The organism is Streptomyces sp. NPDC111520, assembly GCF_055635295.1.
The window spans coordinates 260,631-276,830 of the sequence record NZ_JBVKBW010000005.1; the positions used below are offsets into that span (position 1 = coordinate 260,631).

Consider the following 16,200-nt stretch of genomic DNA (forward strand, 5'->3'; position numbering starts at 1 on the left):
TCGGGCTCGCTTTCAGCGTCATAGCCGTCGGAACAGAGCCCGATCTCGGATCGGGGAAGCACCCGCAGACGCCGGTTCCGGCGGGCGCGCCACCCACGCACCGTGGGCGTGGTCACCGGCCATCTATACCCGCGGACGGCAACGAGACCGGCACCAGACGAACAACCAGGCCCGCTCCGGCGCCGCAACCCCAGCCGCCCACCGGGCCGCACACCGCGGACAAGCCCCAGCTTCCCACCCTCCCCTCCGCAGCCGGCGCTGTGCGCCCGCAGGGCGCGAGACGGCGCGACAGCCGAAGCACCGGCCCACCGCCACCACCCACCGGCACCTAGAGCAGTTCGCCGAGCGGAACCCCGGCGAGGGCGCGGACGTCGCGGGCGAGATGGGCCTGGTCGGCGTAGCCCGCGTGGGCGGCGACAACGGCGAAGGGGCGGCCGTCCCGGGCCAGCGCCAGCGCCCGCTGGAGGCGCAGGATGCGGGCGAGGGTCTTGGGCCCGTAGCCGAAGGCGTCCAGGCAGCGGCGGTGGAGCTGGCGTTCGCTGAGCCCGGTGTCCTCGGCGACGGCGCCGACGCGGGCCCCGGCCGCGAGGCTCGCGGCGACCTCCGGGCCCCACGGGGACGACGCGCGCCGGTCGGCACGGGAGAGCACCACGGACTCCAGGACGGCGCCGGGGTCGGCGGCGGCGGCGACGCGCTCGGTGAGCCGGCGCGCCTCGGCGCCGGGCCACAGCGCGTCCAGCGGCACGCGGCGGTCGCGCAGTTCGTGCGCGGGTGGTCCGAACACGGCGGGTCCGACGCCGGGGGCGAAGCGCAGCCCCGCGTACCGCGTGCCGGGCGGGCTGCCGGAGAGGTGGGCGGTGGTGTCGGGCCCCGCCGCGAACAGCCCGGTGTCCTCGCCCCAGATCAGGTCGATGCAGCCGTCGGGCAGCACGCGGGCGGTGCCGGCGCCCGCTGTCCTCGTCCACAGCACGGCGCCGGGCACGGCCGAGGTCCGTTCCCGGTACACCGCTCCAGCATGGCACCGGCCACCGACACCGCGTCGGGTCCGTGCCCGGCCCGGGCCGGGCCGCGTCAGTCGCGGGGCTGTCTGCCGCCGTCCTTGCCCGGGGGGCGGCGGCCGCGCAGCCGGGACCGTACGTCGTCCGGGGGCAGGAAGCCCGCCCAGCGCTCGGGGAATTCGGCGGGCGGGTCCTCCGGGCCGACCTCGTCCTCCGGGCCGGACTCGAACGCGGCGCGCCGGGCGGCGGCCTCGGCGACGAGGTCGGCGGCGGCGCGTTCCCTGGCCCGGGCGTTCTCCTCGCGGGCGGCCGCGGTCTCGATCGAGGGCCACACCCGGTCGATGGCGGCGTTGACGGCCGCCCCGACGAGCACCGCGAAGGCCGACACGAAGATCCACAGCAGCACGGCGACGGGCGCGGCTAGGGAGCCGTAGATGGTGGGGCCCTCGACGGTCTGGGTGAGGTAGATGCGCAGCACGAAGCTGCCCAGGACCCACATCAGCAGGGCGACGGCCGCCCCCGGCATGTCCTCGTACCAGGGCGACCGCACCGGTACCGAGACGTGGTACAGCGTGGTGAGGAAGGCGATCGACAGCAGGAGGACGACCGGCCAGTACAGTATCCGGATCACGGCCTCGCTCCACGGCAGGAGCGCCACCACGGCGTCCGGCCCGACGACCAGCAGCGGCATGACGACGGCGCCGATCACCAGGGCGACGATGTAGAGCAGCAGGGCCAGCAGCCGCGTCTTGACGATCCCGCGCCTGCCCTCCAGCCCGTACATGATCGTGATCGTGTCCACGAAGACGTTGAGGGCGCGCGATCCGGACCACAGGGCGATGACGAAGCCGATGGAGATCACGTCGGGCCGCCCGCCGCCGAAGACGTCGTCGACCAGCGGCCGCATCAGCTGGTCGACGCCCTTGTCGGACAGGACGGTCGCGGCGGCCGTGAGGATGTTGCCCCGGATGTTGTCGATGGTGTCGGTGCCGATGATCCCGTCGACGTAGCCGATGGCGCCGACGAGGCTCAGCAGCAGCGGCGGCAGGGAGAGCAGCACGAAGAAGGCGGCTTCGGCGGCGAGTCCGGTGACGCGGTACTCCATGCAGGAGTCGACCGTGTCCTTGAGCAGCAGCCAGCCGACCTTGCGCTTGGACACGTTCCGGTAGAGGGCCTGCGCCCGGTGGAGGCGGCCGCGCCTGGGCCCCTCGGGTGTTTCGTCTGCTGCCTGCACGCGCCTACCGTAACTGGCATGAGTCCCCCCACACACACCGTGACCAACCAGCCTCCGCCCCTGGTCGGGTATGACGTGTACGCCGCCGACGCCGCCCTGGTGGAGGGGGTGGAACGGCACGTGGCGCCCGGTCTCCGCGAGGAGGTCCACCGGGAGCTGGGCGACATCGGCCGGGTGGCCGGTTCGACGCAGGCGCGGGGGTGGGCGGAGGCGGCCGACACCCACCGGCCGGTGCTGCGCACCCACGACCGGTACGGGAACCGGATCGACGAGGTCGAGTTCCACCCGGCGTGGCACCGGCTGCTGGGGCGGGCGGTCTCGTCCGGGCTGACCGACGCGTGGTCGCGGCCCGGCGGTCACCTGCGGCGCGCGGCGGGTTTCCTGGTGTGGTCCCAGGCGGAGGCCGGGCACGGCTGCCCGGTGTCGATGACGCACGCGGCGGTGCCGGCGCTGCGCGTCGACCCTGCGCTGGCCGCGGAGTGGGAGCCCCGGCTGGGGTCGCGGGTGTACGACCCCGGTCTGGTGGCGCCGGGGCGGAAGCCCGGGGCGCTGTTCGGCATGGGGATGACCGAGAAGCAGGGCGGTTCGGACGTACGGGCCAACACCACGCGCGCGGAGCCCCTGGCGGAGGAGGGCGCCTACCTGCTCACCGGTCACAAGTGGTTCTGCTCGGCGCCGATGTCGGACGCCTTCCTGGTGCTGGCGCAGGCTCCCGGAGGGCTGACCTGCTTCCTGCTGCCGAGGGTGCTGCCGGACGGCTCGCGCAACGTCTTCCTGATCCAGCGGCTCAAGGACAAACTGGGCAACCGTTCCAACGCCTCGGCGGAGGTGGAGTTCGACGGCACGTGGGCGCGCCGGGTCGGCGAGGAGGGGCGCGGGGTCGCGACGATCATCGAGATGGTGGCCGCCACCCGGCTGGACTGCGCGACCGGTTCGGCGGCGCTGATGCGGCAGGCGGTGGCGCAGGCGGTGCACCACGCCGGGCACCGCAGCGCGTTCGGCGGGCTGCTGGCCGACAAGCCGCTGATGCGCAACGTCCTGGCGGACCTGGCGCTGGAGTCGGAGGCGGCCACCACGACCGTGCTGCGGCTGGCGGCCGCCTACGACGCGGACGACGAGCAGGAGCGGCACCTGCGGCGGCTGGCGGTGGCGGTCTCCAAGTACTGGATCACCAAGCGCTGCCCGCCGCTGGTGGCGGAGGCGCTGGAGTGCCTGGGCGGCAGCGGCTACGTGGAGGAGTCGGGGATGCCGCGGCTGTTCCGGGAGTCGCCGCTGAACTCGGTGTGGGAGGGCTCGGGCAACGTCCAGGCCCTGGACGTGCTGCGGGTGCTGCAGCGGGAGCCGGCGGCGCTCAACGCGTTCCTGGGCGAGATCGGCCTGGCGCGGGGCGCGGACCACCGGCTGGACGGCGCGATCAAGTCGCTGCTGACGGAACTGGCGGATCTGGAGGGCGTCGAGGCTCGGGCACGCCGGGTGGTGGAGCGCATGGCGCTGGTGCTGCAGGGCTCGTTGCTGGTGCGGTTCGCGCCGGTGGAGGTCTCGGACGCGTTCTGCGCCTCGCGGCTCGGCGGGGACTGGGGGGCGACCTTCGGGACGCTGCCGCGCGGCCTGGACCTGGCGGCGGTCGTGGAGCGGGCGCGCCCGCGGGTGTGAGGGGCGGGCGGGTGCGGCGGCGGTCCGTCCCACGGTCCCGACGGAAGGACCGGGACCCAGGGGAAACGTTCCGCCGCCGCGCCGCACTGAGGGTGGTGCCGCGCCGACTCGGCACCACCCCCGGTCTCGCCTCACCGTCGTACGGATTCAGGGTTCCGTACGAGTAGCGTGATGCGCCGTCACTGTCCGTCGAATGCGCGCATATTCGCAACCGTTGCAGACAGTTGCAAGGTATTGGCCGGATATCCCACCGGAGGGACCGGCCCGACGGCACCATATGCACATGGTGTGGCAGCGAAGAAACGTCGCTGCCACTGCCGGGGCGCACAACGCGCGGCGCACACGGACGCGGGGAGCACCATGAGCCAGGTTCCGATCGACGCACGGTCGTTGTCGGTCCAGTCCGTCCAGGAACCGCGTCGTTCCGCCCGGCTGCTGGCCGGCATGCGGGACGCCGCGCTGGGCGGCGGGTCGGGTGGCACGCAGGCCAGACCGGTCATCGAGGACTCCTGGCGGCGTGCGCTGCACCTCGGCGTCGACCCCGACAGCGGCAGTCAGACCGGCATGCTCACCGCCGACGAGATCGAGGTGCGCCGGCGCCGCACCCCGCTGGGCGAGGTGCTGCCCGCGCTGCGCGACGGCCTGGTCTCGGTCGCCGACGAGGCCCGGCACATCATGGTGGTCACCGACCCCGAGGGCCGGGTGCTGTGGCGGGACGGCAGCCTGGCCGTCCGCAGGAGCGCGGACCGGCTCGGCTTCGCGGAGGGCGCCTCGTGGTCGGAGGAGGCCGTCGGCACCAACGCGATCGGCACCGCCCTGGTCACCGGGCGGCCGATGCAGGTGCACTCCTCGGAGCACTTCGTACGGGTGCACCACCAGTGGACCTGCGCCGCCGCTCCGCTCCACGACCCGCGCGACGGGCGGCTGCTGGGCGCGGTGGACGTCAGCGGGCCGGCGGCCGGCATGCACCCCGCGGTGCTGTCGCTGGTGACCGCGGTGACCAAGGTCGCCGAGGCGGAACTGCGCAGCCTGCACTGGGCGACCGTGGACCGGCTGCGCTCGGTCGCCGCCCCGCTGCTGGCCCGGATGCAGGGCCGCGCGGCGGTCGTCGACCCCAACGGCTGGACGGCGGCCGTGACCGGGATGCCACCGGTGGAGCGGATCACGCTGCCCGCCGCGCCGAGCGCCGGGCGCACCTGGGTGCCCGCGCTGGGCACGTGCACCCTGGAGCCGCTGCCGGGCGGCTGGCTGGTGCGGGTCGCCGCGCCGGAGGACGAGGTGCCCGCGTCCGGGCACGTGGTGCTGGACCTCGCCCGTCCCCGCACGTGGACGGTGAGCGTCTCCGGCGCGGGCGGCGGCTGGTCGCAGGAGCTCAGCCCGCGCCACGCCGAACTGCTCTTCGTGCTGGCCCTGCACCGGGACGGCCGCAGCGCCGCGGAGCTGGCCGGCGACCTGTTCGGCGACCCCTCGCGCACGGTGACGGTGCGGGCCGAGATGTCCCGGCTGCGCCGCACCCTGGCCGGGGTACTCGGCCACCGTCCCTACCGCTTCGCCGACGGCGTCGAGGTCGAGGTGGTGCGCCCCGCCCACCCCGCGGACCTGCTGCCGCACTCGACGGCGCCGGCGGTGCGCGCGGCGCGCTTCGGGGAGTGAGGCCCGGGACCCGGACGGGCGGCGGCAGCGAGCCGGGGGCCCGCCGGGCCCGCGAGGCCGCAGAATGTGGCGCATGAGCACTAGCGTCACGGTGACCACGTGGTCCCTGGAGCAGACCTCCCACGCCGACCTGCGGCCCTCCCTGGAGCCGGACCCCGCGGCCGCGGGCGTCCGCATCGCGCGGGCCGAGGTGCCGTCCCCGGAGTTCAGCCGCTTCCTCTACACCTCGGTGGGCGCGGACTGCGCCTGGACGGACCGGTTGCCGTGGTCGTACGAGCAGTGGCGGTCCTTCCTGGAGCGCCCGGGCGTCGAGACGTGGGTGGCGTACGACCGGGACACCCCGGCCGGTTACATCGAACTGGACCCGCAGGACGACGGCCAGGTCGAGATCGCGTACTTCGGGCTGCTGCCCGCCTTCCGGGGGCGGCGGATCGGCGGGCACCTGCTGTCCGTCGGCATCGCCCGCGCCTGGGACCTGGCGGAGCGCCTGCCGGACCGCGCCCCCACCAAGCGGGTGTGGGTGCACACCTGCAGCCTGGACGGGCCGCACGCACTCGCCAACTACGAGAGGCGCGGCTTCCGCATCTTCCGCACCGAGACGGGGGAAGAGGAGGAGAGGCCCGTGACCGGGCCCTGGCCCGGAGCCCGGTAGGGACCGGCCGGAGGGAAGGGGCGGGCATGGACGTCGTCGGGGTCGGGGCACTCAACCTGGACCTCATCACCGGGGCGTCCGCCCTGAACGGCGGCCCGGTGCTGGCCCGGCTGGGCGCGCACATGCGGCTGCGGCACCCGCCGGAGAGCGGCGGCGAACGCATGGTCGACGAGCGCGCGGTCCGGGCCGGGCTGGAGTGGCTGCGGGACGAGGGCGTGCCGTTGACGCCGGAGCCGGGCGGCTCGGCGTTCAACACCCTGCATGCCCTGGGCCGCCTGGGCCGCGGGCTGCGGCTCGGCTACGTGGGCGTCGCGGGCCGCGACCCGCTGGGGGCGGCCGGCCCGCTGGCGGTCCTGGACGGGCTCGGCATCGACCGGCGGCTGGTGGCCCGGGACCCGGACCGGCTGTGCGGGATCTGCCTGTCCGTGCACGACGGCGGGGAGCGCACCCTGCTGACCCACACCGGGGCCAACACGCGGATCGCCGTCCACGTGCGGGAGCGCTTCGAGGAGATCGCCGGCTACCTGGCGGCGTCCCGGGCGGTCCACGTCACCTCCTTCCTGGACCCGGACGGCGGGGCTGTGCTGCACCGGCTGCTGGTGGAGGTGCGGCGGCGTTCACCGAGGACGCTGATCAGCTTCGACCCGGGCCACGCCTGGTCGGCGGAGCCGACGGCCGATGTGCTGGCCATGGCGGCGATGAGCGACTTCCTGCTGGTCAACGGGCGGGAGTTCGAGCGGCTGGGCCATGTGCGGACGCGGCGGGAGGGCGCGGCCGTGGTGAAGTACCCGGACCGGGTGGAGGTGCACCGGCCGGGCACCGTGGAGCGCTACGCGCACCGTCCGCTGCCCGACGGCGAGGTCGAGGACGCGACCGGGGCGGGCGACGTCTTCGCGGCGGGGCTGCTGGCGGCCCTGGTCGCGGGCCGCACGCTGCTCGGCACCGGCGTGCGGCTGGGTTCCGCGCTGGCGGGCCACAAGCTGCGGCACGTGGGGACCGGGGGGCACGGTGGATTCCGGGCCATCGCGGCGGATTTCCTGAGGCCGGTGACCCCTGTCAGGTGACGGACAACTCGGACGTCTCGCCATGCGGGATGATCGCGTCCACCATATGGATAACGGTGGACTGGCCCGAGATGCGCGTGACACGCTTTCGACATGTCTCGCACTGGAATCGCCTTGGTAGGTCGGCTGCACGTCGATCTCGGACGCATGTCCAGCGCCATCTGTCAGGCGTGCTGAGCACTCGCCGCCGTCCCGTTCAGGACTGATCCGGCCGTCCCCGGTCTCGCGGGCGCAATGACGCGCCCACGCCCTGCGCCTTTCCCGGCGTTCCGGCGTATCCGCAGGCCAAGGGGACCATTTGCGCTACGACCGACTCTTTCCAGCCTGCCAGAAGGACTGCATCGCCATGGCATCCACCCCTGACCAGCCGAACGCCGCCGCGCCGCGCCGCAAGGTGAGCCGCCACCGCGGCGAGGGCCAGTGGGCGGTCGGTCACATGACGCCGCTCAACGCCAACGAGCAGTTCAAGCGGGACGACGACGGTCTCAACGTGCGGACACGCATTGAGACGATCTACCGCTACCGCGGCTTCGACGCGATCGACGGGGCAGACCTGCGCGGCCGCATGCGCTGGTGGGGCCTGTACACCCAGCGCAAGCCCGGGATCGACGGCGGGAAGACCGCGATCCTGGAACCGGAGGAGCTGGACGACAAGTTCTTCATGCTCCGGATCCGCGTCGACGGCGGCCGGCTCACCACGGAGCAGCTGCGGGTCATCGGCGAGGTCTCCCAGGAGTTCGCCCGCGGCACCGCCGACATCACCGACCGGCAGAACATCCAGCTGCACTGGATCCGCATCGAGGACGTCGCCGAGATCTGGGAGCGGCTGGAGGCCGTGGGCCTGTCCACCACCGAGGCGTGCGGCGACACCCCGCGCGTCATCCTCGGCTCGCCGGTCGCCGGGATCGCCGAGGACGAGATCGTCGACGGCACGTGGGCCGTGGACGAGGCGCACCGCCGCATCGTCGGCAACAAGGAGTTCTCGAACCTCCCGCGCAAGTTCAAGTCGGCGATCTCCGGCTCTCCGCTGCTGGACGTGGCCCACGAGATCAACGACGTCGCCTTCGTCGGCGTCCGCCACCCCGAGCACGGCCCGGGCTTCGACGTGTGGGTCGGCGGCGGCCTGTCCACCAACCCGAAGATCGGCGTCCGGCTTGGCGCGTGGGTGCCGCTGGAGGAGGTCCCGGACGTCTTCGAGGGCGTCATCTCGATCTTCCGCGACTACGGCTACCGGCGGCTGCGCAACCGCGCGCGGCTGAAGTTCCTGGTCGCCGACTGGGGCGCGGAGAAGTTCCGGCTGGTGCTCCAGGACGAGTACCTGGGGCGGAAGCTCGCCGACGGCCCCGCGCCCGACCAGCCGGTCGAGCGCTGGCGGGACCACGTGGGCGTGCACCGCCAGAAGGACGGCCGCTTCTACGTCGGTTTCGCGCCGCGCGTCGGCCGGGTGGACGGCGCCACCCTCAGCAAGATCGCGGAGCTGGCGGAGGCGCACGGCTCGGGGCGGCTGCGGACGACCGTCGAGCAGAAGATGATCGTGCTGGACGTCGAGCAGGACCGGGTCGACTCGCTCGTCTCGGGCCTGGAGGCACTGGACCTGCAGGTGCGGCCCTCCCCGTTCCGGCGCGGCACGATGGCCTGCACCGGCATCGAGTTCTGCAAGCTGGCGATCGTCGAGACCAAGGCGCGCGGCTCCTCGCTGATCGACGAACTCGAGCGCCGGCTCCCGGAGTTCGACGAACCGATCACGATCAACATCAACGGCTGCCCCAACGCCTGCGCCCGCATCCAGGTCGCCGACATCGGCCTCAAGGGCCAGCTGGTGCTGGACGACGAGGGCCGTCAGGTGGAGGGCTACCAGGTGCACCTGGGCGGCGCGCTGGGCCTGGAGGCCGGTTTCGGCCGCAAGGTCCGCGGCCTGAAGGTCACCGCGGACGAACTGCCCGACTACGTCGAGCGCGTCCTGAAGCGCTTCCAGGACGGGCGGGCGGAAGGCGAGCGCTTCGCGCAGTGGGTGACCCGGGCGGACGAGGAGGCGCTGTCGTGAGCGAGCGTGCCGCGCCCTTCCACTGCCCCTACTGCGGTGAGGAGGACCTGCACCCGGCGGAGCAGGGCCACGGCGCCTGGGAGTGCCGGGCCTGCAACCGCGCGTTCCAGCTGAAGTTCCTGGGCCTGCTGGCCCGGGGGCTGCGGACCGACACCCGTGAGGGAGGCCCTTCGTGAGCACCGTGCAGCGGCACACCGCGGACGAACTGCGGACGCTGGCCGAGCAGGCGGGACGCGACCTGGAGGACGCCCCGGCGCTGGACATCCTGCGCTGGGCCACCGGCACCTTCGGCTCCCGGTTCTGCGTCACCTCCTCGATGGAGGACGCGGTCGTGGCGCACCTGGCCGCACGCGCCGCCCCGGGCGTCGACGTCGTCTTCCTCGACACCGGCTACCACTTCCCCGAGACCATCGGCACCCGCGACGCGGTCGCGGCCGTCATGGACGTACGGGTCATCACGCTGACGCCGCGACGGACGGTGGCCGAGCAGGACGCCGAGCACGGGCCCCGGCTCCACGACCGCGACCCCGACCTGTGCTGCGCGCTGCGGAAGGTCGAGCCGCTGGAGGAGGGACTGACCGGCTACGACGCCTGGGCGACCGGACTGCGCCGCGACGAGTCCCCTACCCGGGCGGACACCCCGGTCGTCGGCTGGGACGCCCGGCGCGGCAAGGTCAAAGTTTCCCCCATCGCCCGCTGGACGCAAGACGACGTGGACTCCTACGTCGCCGATCACGGGGTACTCACGAATCCGTTGCTCATGGACGGCTACGCCTCGGTCGGCTGCGCCCCCTGCACCCGCCGGGTGCTGGCGGGCGAGGACGCCCGGGCCGGCCGGTGGGCGGGCCGGGCGAAGACCGAGTGCGGGCTGCACGGCTGATGACGACGGAACGGACCTCCCGGGAGGGGCGGATGAGCGTGACGGACGCGGGCGCCACGGTGTGGCTCACCGGTCTGCCGAGTGCGGGCAAGACCACGATCGCGCGGGCGCTGGCCGCGCGGCTGCGCGGTGACGGGCGCCGGGTCGAGGTCCTGGACGGGGACGAGATCCGCGAGTTCCTCTCCGCGGGCCTCGGCTTCGGCCGCGAGGACCGGCACACCAACGTGCAGCGCATCGGCTTCGTGGCGGAGCTGCTCGCCTCCCACGGCGTCACCGTGCTCGTCCCGGTCATCGCGCCGTACGCCGACAGCCGGGAGGCCGTCCGCAAGCGCCACGAGGCGCGCGGCACGACGTACCTGGAGGTGCACGTCGCCACCCCCGTGGAGGTCTGCTCCACGCGCGACGTGAAGGGCCTGTACGCCAAGCAGGCCGCGGGCGAGATATCGGGGCTGACCGGTGTCGACGACCCGTACGAGGCGCCCGAGACCCCCGACCTGCGGATCGAGACCCAGGACCACACCGTCGAGGACTCGGCGGCGCTGGTCGACGCGCTTCTCGTGGAGAGGGGACTGGCGTGAACCGTGGACACCTCCCGGCGGCCCGGGCGGCAGGGGCGGCCGGACGAGCGAGCGGACCGAGTGAAAGGGGAACGGCATGACCACGGTCGTCGCCGTCGACGAGAGCACCGCGAACCCCTTCGCGCTGTCGCACCTGGACGCGCTGGAGTCGGAGGCGGTGCACATCTTCCGCGAGGTCGCGGGCGAGTTCGAGCGGCCGGTGATCCTCTTCTCCGGCGGCAAGGACTCCATCGTCATGCTCCACCTGGCGCTGAAGGCCTTCGCCCCCGCGGCGGTCCCCTTCTCGCTGCTGCACGTCGACACGGGCCACAACTTCCCCGAGGTGCTGGAGTACCGCGACCGCACCGTGGCGGAGCACTCGCTGCGGCTGCACGTCGCCTCGGTGCAGGACTACATCGACGACGGCCGGCTGCGCGAGCGCCCCGACGGCACCCGCAACCCGCTGCAGACGGTGCCGCTCACCGAGGCCATCCAGGAGCACCGCTTCGACGCGGTCTTCGGCGGCGGCCGCCGCGACGAGGAGAAGGCCCGGGCCAAGGAGCGGGTGTTCTCGCTGCGCGACGAGTTCTCCCAGTGGGACCCGCGGCGCCAGCGCCCCGAGCTGTGGCAGCTCTACAACGGCCGGCACGCCCCCGGTGAGCACGTGCGTGTCTTCCCGCTGTCCAACTGGACCGAGCTGGACGTGTGGCAGTACATCGCCCGCGAGGGCATCGAGCTGCCGGAGATCTACTACGCCCACGAGCGCGAGGTGTTCCGGCGCAGCGGCATGTGGCTGACCGCGGGCGACTGGGGCGGCCCGAAGGACGGCGAGACGGTGGAGACCCGGCTGGTCCGCTACCGCACGGTGGGCGACATGTCGTGCACCGGGGCGGTGGACTCCGACGCCGCCGGCATCGACGCCGTCATCGCCGAGATCGCCGCGTCCCGGCTCACCGAGCGCGGGGCCACCCGGGCCGACGACAAGCTCTCCGAGGCCGCGATGGAAGACCGCAAGCGCGAGGGGTACTTCTAGCCATGACCACCGGCACCACCGCCGAGCAGCTCTCGGCCACCTCCCTGCTGCGCTTCGCCACCGCGGGCTCCGTCGACGACGGCAAGTCCACCCTGGTCGGCCGGTTGCTGCACGACTCCAAGTCGGTGCTCGCCGACCAGCTGGAGGCCGTCGAGCTGGCCTCCGCGCGCCGCGGGCAGGACGCGCCCGACCTGGCGCTGCTCACCGACGGCCTGCGCGCCGAACGCGAGCAGGGCATCACCATCGACGTGGCGTACCGCTACTTCGCCACGCCGAGGCGGCGGTTCATCCTGGCGGACACACCGGGGCACGTGCAGTACACGCGGAACATGGTGACGGGCGCCTCGACCGCCGAGCTGACCGTGATCCTGGTGGACGCCCGCAACGGCGTGGTGGAGCAGACCCGCCGGCACGCGGCGGTGGCCGCGCTGCTGCGGGTTCCGCACGTGGTGCTCGCGGTCAACAAGATGGATTTGGTCGACTGGTCGGAGCCGGTCTTCGCGGCCGTCGCCGAGGAGTTCACCGCCTACGCGGCGTCGATCGGCGTCCCGGAGATCACCGCGATCCCCATCTCGGCCCTGGCCGGCGACAACGTCGTGACCCCGTCGGCGAACATGGACTGGTACGGCGGCCCGACGGTCCTGGAGCACCTGGAGACCGTCCCCGTCGGCAGCGACCCCGGCGGGCACCCGGCGCGCTTCCCCGTGCAGTACGTGATCCGCCCGCAGACCGCCGAGCACCCGGACTACCGCGGCTACGCGGGCCGGATCGCCTCGGGCGTGCTCCGCGTCGGCGACCCGGTGACGGTGCTGCCGTCCGGGCTGACCAGCACGATCAGCGGCATCGACCTGCTCGGCACCCCGGTCGACGTGGCGTGGGCGCCGCAATCGGTGACGCTGCTGCTCGCCGACGACCTGGACGTCTCGCGGGGCGACCTGATCGCGCCGTCCGCCGCCGCCCCGGAGACCACCCAGGACGTCGAGGCGACCGTGTGCCACCTGCACGAGCGTCCACTGGCGGTCGGCGCCCGCGTCCTGCTCAAGCACAGCACGCGCACGGTCAAGGCGATCGTGAAGCGGCTCCCGTACCGGGTCGACCTGACCCGGGGCCTGGAGCACCAGGACGAGCCGGGCGAGTTCGGCGTCAACGACATCGGCACGGTGGTGCTGCGCACCGCGGAGCCGCTGCCGCTCGACGCGTACGCCGACTCGCGGCTCACCGGGTCCTTCCTGCTGATCGACCCGGCGGACGGCACCACGCTGACCGCCGGCATGGCGGGCGAGGCCTTCGCCGTCCGTACCGCCACGGCCGCCGCGGACGCGGCCGGTGACGAGGAGGGGTGGGACTTCTGATGGCGTTCGACGACGCCTTCGCGGGATTCGCCAAGGAGGGCGGTCGGGTCGGCAGCGGCTGTCTGGGCAGCGGCACGGGCGGTGTGACGCGATGTGCGCGCTGACCCCGCCCGAGCACCGTACCCGCGCCGCGCAGGCGGCACCGCACCACCGACATCCAGACAGCCACCACCCCGGCGCGCCCTAGAGGGCGCGAGCCGGGGCCACCGAGAGGACCACCTCCCGTGACTGCCGATCGCACCACCGCCCCGAGAACGTCCGCCCGTCGCCGCCTCATGGCGGGCGCCGTCCTTCTGCCGCTGCTGGCCCTCGCCGCCTGCGGCTACGGCTCCGAGAAGAAGGACGACACCACCAACGCGGCCGCGAGCAGCGGCACCAGCAAGAAGCTGTCCGCCTCGACGGTGAAGATCGGCTACTTCGCGAACCTCACCCACGCCACCCCGCTGGTGGGTCTGAAGGAGGGCTTCTTCGCGGACGAACTGGGCTCGGGCACCACGATCAAGGAGTCGGTCTTCAACGCCGGGCCCGCCGAGATCGAGGCCCTCAACGCCGGTTCCATCGACATCGGCTGGATCGGCCCCTCCCCGGCGGTCAACGGCTGGACGAAGTCGGGCGGCAAGAGCCTGAAGATCATCTCCGGTTCGGCCTCCGGCGGCGTCAAACTGGTCGTCAACCCGGACAAGATCAAGTCCCTGAAGGACGTCAAGGGCAAGAAGATCGCCACCCCGCAGCTCGGCAACACCCAGGACGTGGCCTTCCTCAACTGGATCGCCGAGCAGGGCTGGAAGGTCGACGCCACCAGCGGCAAGGGCGACGTCTCCGTGGTCCGCACGGACAACAAGGTGACGCCCGACGCCTACAAGACCGGGTCGATCGACGGCGCCTGGGTCCCCGAGCCCACCGCGTCCAAGCTGGTCGCCGAGGGCGCGAAGGTGCTGCTGGACGAGCGCGACCTGTGGCCGGACAAGAAGTTCGTCATCACCAACGTGATCGTCTCCCAGGCGTTCCTCACGGCCCACCCGGACGTCGTCGAGGCCGTCCTGCGCGGCTCGGTGAAGACCAACGCCTGGATCAACGCCAACCCGGACAAGGCGAAGGCCGACGCCAACGCCCAACTGGAGAAGCTCTCCGGGAAGCCGCTGCCCGCCGACGTCATCGACCCGGCGTGGCAGAGCATCCAGGTCATCGACGACCCGCTGGCGTCCACGCTGCAGACCGAGGCCGACCACGCCGTCACCGCCGGCCTGCTGGAGAAGCCCTCCCTCAAGGGGATCTACGACCTGTCGCTCCTCAACAAGGTCCTCAAGGGCGAGGGCAAGACCGGGATCGACGACGCCGGTCTCGGCGGCTGAACCCCGGCAGCACCCGATGAAGCCCGCAGCCCCAGCCCCCAGGAGGTGACGCCATGGCCACCGCACTCACCAACCAGCCCGCCGTAACGGTCGAAGCGGCCCCGTACGCCGCACGGCTCGAGCACGTCTCGAAGTCCTTCGGCCGTCCCGGTGCGGAGACGCACGTGCTGGACGACATCAGCCTCGACGTCGCCCCCGGCGAGTTCGTCTGCCTCCTGGGGGCCTCGGGCTGCGGCAAGTCCACACTGCTCAACCTGGTCGCGGGCCTCGACCGGCCGACCGCCGGGGGCATCGAGACCCCCGGCGGCCGCCCGGCCCTGATGTTCCAGGAGCACGCCCTGTTCCCGTGGCTCACCGCGGGCAGGAACATCGAACTCGCCCTGCGCATGCGCGGCGTGCCGCGCGCCGAGCGGCGCCCGGAGGCCGAGCGCCTGCTGGAGCTCGTCCGCCTGAAGGGCGCGTACGGCAAGCGGGTGCACGAACTGTCCGGCGGCATGCGGCAGCGCGTCGCGCTCGCCCGGGCCCTGGCCCAGGACAGCCAGCTGCTGCTGATGGACGAGCCGTTCGCGGCCCTCGACGCCATCACCCGCGACGTCCTCCACGAGGAACTCACCCGCATCTGGGCCGAGACCCGCCTGTCGGTGCTCTTCGTGACCCACAACGTCCGCGAGGCGGTGCGGCTCGCGCAGCGGGTCGTGCTGCTCTCCTCGCGGCCGGGACGGATCGCCCGGGAGTGGACGGTCGACATCCCGCAGCCGCGCCGCATCGAGGACTCGGCGGTCGCCGAGCTCTCCGTGGAGATCACCGAACACCTCCGGGGGGAGATCCGCCGACATGGCCAGCACTGACACGAAGGCGCACAGCGGGCACGGCGGGGACCTCGCGGGGCTCGAGGCCGGCCTCGACGCCTTGGAGACGCGCTCGGCCGCGCGGGTGCCGCTGGCCCGTACGCTGCTGCAGAAGGCCGTTCCGCCGCTCGTCGCCATCGCCCTGGTGCTGGTGGTGTGGCAGCTCGCCTACCACTTCGAGGTCAAGCCGCACTACCAGCTGCCCAGTCCGGCGGAGGTCGGACGCGCATTGCAGGACAAGTGGCTCGACGGCACCCTCCTCGGGTACGTCTGGACCAGCCTGTCGCGCGGCGCGCTGGGCTTCGTGGCCTCCGTCGCGATCGGCACGCCGCTCGGCCTGCTCGTGGCGCGGGTCCGGGTGGTACGGGCCGCGATCGGGCCGATCCTGTCGGGCCTGCAGTCCCTGCCGTCGGTGGCATGGGTGCCCGCGTCGATCATCTGGTTCGGCCTCTCGGACGCCACGATCTACTGCGTGGTGCTGCTGGGCGCGGTGCCCTCGATCGCCAACGGCCTGGTCGCGGGCGTCGACCAGATCCCGCCGCTGTTCCTGCGGGCCGGCCGCACCATCGGCGCCACCGGTGTCCACGCGGTGCGGCACGTGCTGCTGCCCGCCGCCCTGCCGGGCTACCTCGCCGGCCTCAAGCAGGGCTGGGCCTTCTCCTGGCGCTCCCTGATGGCCGCCGAGCTCATCGCCACCTCCCCCGACCTCGGCGTGGGCCTGGGCCAGTTGCTGGAGCAGGGGCGCGAACTGTCCGACATGCCGAGCGTGCTGGCCGCGATCCTGCTGATCCTGGTCGTCGGCATCGGCATCGAACTGCTGGTGTTCGCGCCGCTGGAGCGCACGGTGCTCCGCAGCCGCGGCCTGTTCGCACGGGGCTGA

General features: G+C 73.2%; 16 protein-coding genes. 14 read left to right on the forward strand and 2 right to left on the reverse strand.

What is annotated here, in order from left to right; all coding sequences use genetic code 11:
- Window positions 1-328: 328 nt before the first annotated feature.
- Window positions 329-1,006, reverse strand: a complete 678-nt coding sequence (locus ACZ7MY_RS13490; protein WP_499601592.1) for a helix-turn-helix domain-containing protein — start codon at window positions 1,004-1,006, stop codon at window positions 329-331.
- A 65-nt stretch (window positions 1,007-1,071) separates the two neighbouring features.
- A complete protein-coding gene (locus ACZ7MY_RS13495; RefSeq protein WP_499601593.1) occupies window positions 1,072-2,232 on the reverse strand; it encodes a YihY/virulence factor BrkB family protein in 1,161 nt (386 codons plus the stop codon).
- A gap of 18 nt (window positions 2,233-2,250) precedes the next feature.
- Here ACZ7MY_RS13495 and ACZ7MY_RS13500 point away from each other — a divergent pair, with 18 nt between their 5' ends.
- The 14 genes from ACZ7MY_RS13500 (at window position 2,251) to ACZ7MY_RS13565 (ending at window position 16,200) form a co-directional block, all read left to right on the forward strand.
- A complete protein-coding gene (locus tag ACZ7MY_RS13500; protein WP_499601595.1) occupies window positions 2,251-3,885 on the forward strand; it encodes an acyl-CoA dehydrogenase family protein in 1,635 nt (544 codons plus the stop codon).
- 360 nt (window positions 3,886-4,245) lie between these two features.
- Window positions 4,246-5,538 carry a helix-turn-helix domain-containing protein gene (locus ACZ7MY_RS13505; protein WP_499601598.1) on the forward strand — a complete coding sequence of 431 codons (1,293 nt, stop codon included), beginning with the start codon at window positions 4,246-4,248 and terminating at the stop codon, window positions 5,536-5,538.
- A 73-nt stretch (window positions 5,539-5,611) separates the two neighbouring features.
- Window positions 5,612-6,190, forward strand: a complete 579-nt coding sequence (locus ACZ7MY_RS13510; RefSeq protein ID WP_499601601.1) for a GNAT family N-acetyltransferase — start codon at window positions 5,612-5,614, stop codon at window positions 6,188-6,190.
- A gap of 26 nt (window positions 6,191-6,216) precedes the next feature.
- The gene (locus ACZ7MY_RS13515; protein WP_499601602.1) at window positions 6,217-7,254 is read left to right on the forward strand and encodes a carbohydrate kinase family protein; all 1,038 of its coding nucleotides are present in this window, start codon (window positions 6,217-6,219) and stop codon (window positions 7,252-7,254) included.
- 93 nt (window positions 7,255-7,347) lie between these two features.
- On the forward strand, window positions 7,348-7,431 hold the full coding sequence (locus tag ACZ7MY_RS13520; RefSeq protein ID WP_322975673.1) for a putative leader peptide: 84 nt from the start codon (window positions 7,348-7,350) through the stop codon (window positions 7,429-7,431).
- 169 nt (window positions 7,432-7,600) lie between these two features.
- Entirely contained in the window at window positions 7,601-9,298 is a 1,698-nt protein-coding gene (locus ACZ7MY_RS13525) for a nitrite/sulfite reductase (RefSeq protein WP_499601604.1), read from the forward strand.
- A complete protein-coding gene (locus tag ACZ7MY_RS13530) occupies window positions 9,295-9,474 on the forward strand; it encodes a hypothetical protein (RefSeq protein WP_499601605.1) in 180 nt (59 codons plus the stop codon). The genes ACZ7MY_RS13525 and ACZ7MY_RS13530 overlap by 4 nt, the downstream gene beginning before the upstream one ends.
- Window positions 9,471-10,178, forward strand: a complete 708-nt coding sequence (locus ACZ7MY_RS13535) for a phosphoadenylyl-sulfate reductase (protein WP_499601608.1) — start codon at window positions 9,471-9,473, stop codon at window positions 10,176-10,178. The genes ACZ7MY_RS13530 and ACZ7MY_RS13535 overlap by 4 nt, the downstream gene beginning before the upstream one ends.
- Window positions 10,179-10,210: 32 nt before the next feature.
- The gene (gene cysC / locus ACZ7MY_RS13540) at window positions 10,211-10,756 is read left to right on the forward strand and encodes an adenylyl-sulfate kinase (RefSeq protein WP_499601610.1); all 546 of its coding nucleotides are present in this window, start codon (window positions 10,211-10,213) and stop codon (window positions 10,754-10,756) included.
- A 76-nt stretch (window positions 10,757-10,832) separates the two neighbouring features.
- Window positions 10,833-11,768, forward strand: coding sequence for a sulfate adenylyltransferase subunit CysD (gene cysD, locus ACZ7MY_RS13545; protein ID WP_499601611.1), 936 nt, complete (start codon window positions 10,833-10,835; stop codon window positions 11,766-11,768).
- A 2-nt stretch (window positions 11,769-11,770) separates the two neighbouring features.
- A complete protein-coding gene (locus ACZ7MY_RS13550; RefSeq protein WP_499601612.1) occupies window positions 11,771-13,120 on the forward strand; it encodes a sulfate adenylyltransferase subunit 1 in 1,350 nt (449 codons plus the stop codon).
- Between the two features lie 275 nt (window positions 13,121-13,395).
- The gene (locus ACZ7MY_RS13555; protein WP_499601998.1) at window positions 13,396-14,472 is read left to right on the forward strand and encodes an ABC transporter substrate-binding protein; all 1,077 of its coding nucleotides are present in this window, start codon (window positions 13,396-13,398) and stop codon (window positions 14,470-14,472) included.
- 53 nt (window positions 14,473-14,525) lie between these two features.
- Window positions 14,526-15,320, forward strand: a complete 795-nt coding sequence (locus ACZ7MY_RS13560) for an ABC transporter ATP-binding protein (protein ID WP_499601614.1) — start codon at window positions 14,526-14,528, stop codon at window positions 15,318-15,320.
- Window positions 15,307-16,200 carry an ABC transporter permease gene (locus ACZ7MY_RS13565; protein WP_499601617.1) on the forward strand — a complete coding sequence of 298 codons (894 nt, stop codon included), beginning with the start codon at window positions 15,307-15,309 and terminating at the stop codon, window positions 16,198-16,200. The genes ACZ7MY_RS13560 and ACZ7MY_RS13565 overlap by 14 nt, the downstream gene beginning before the upstream one ends.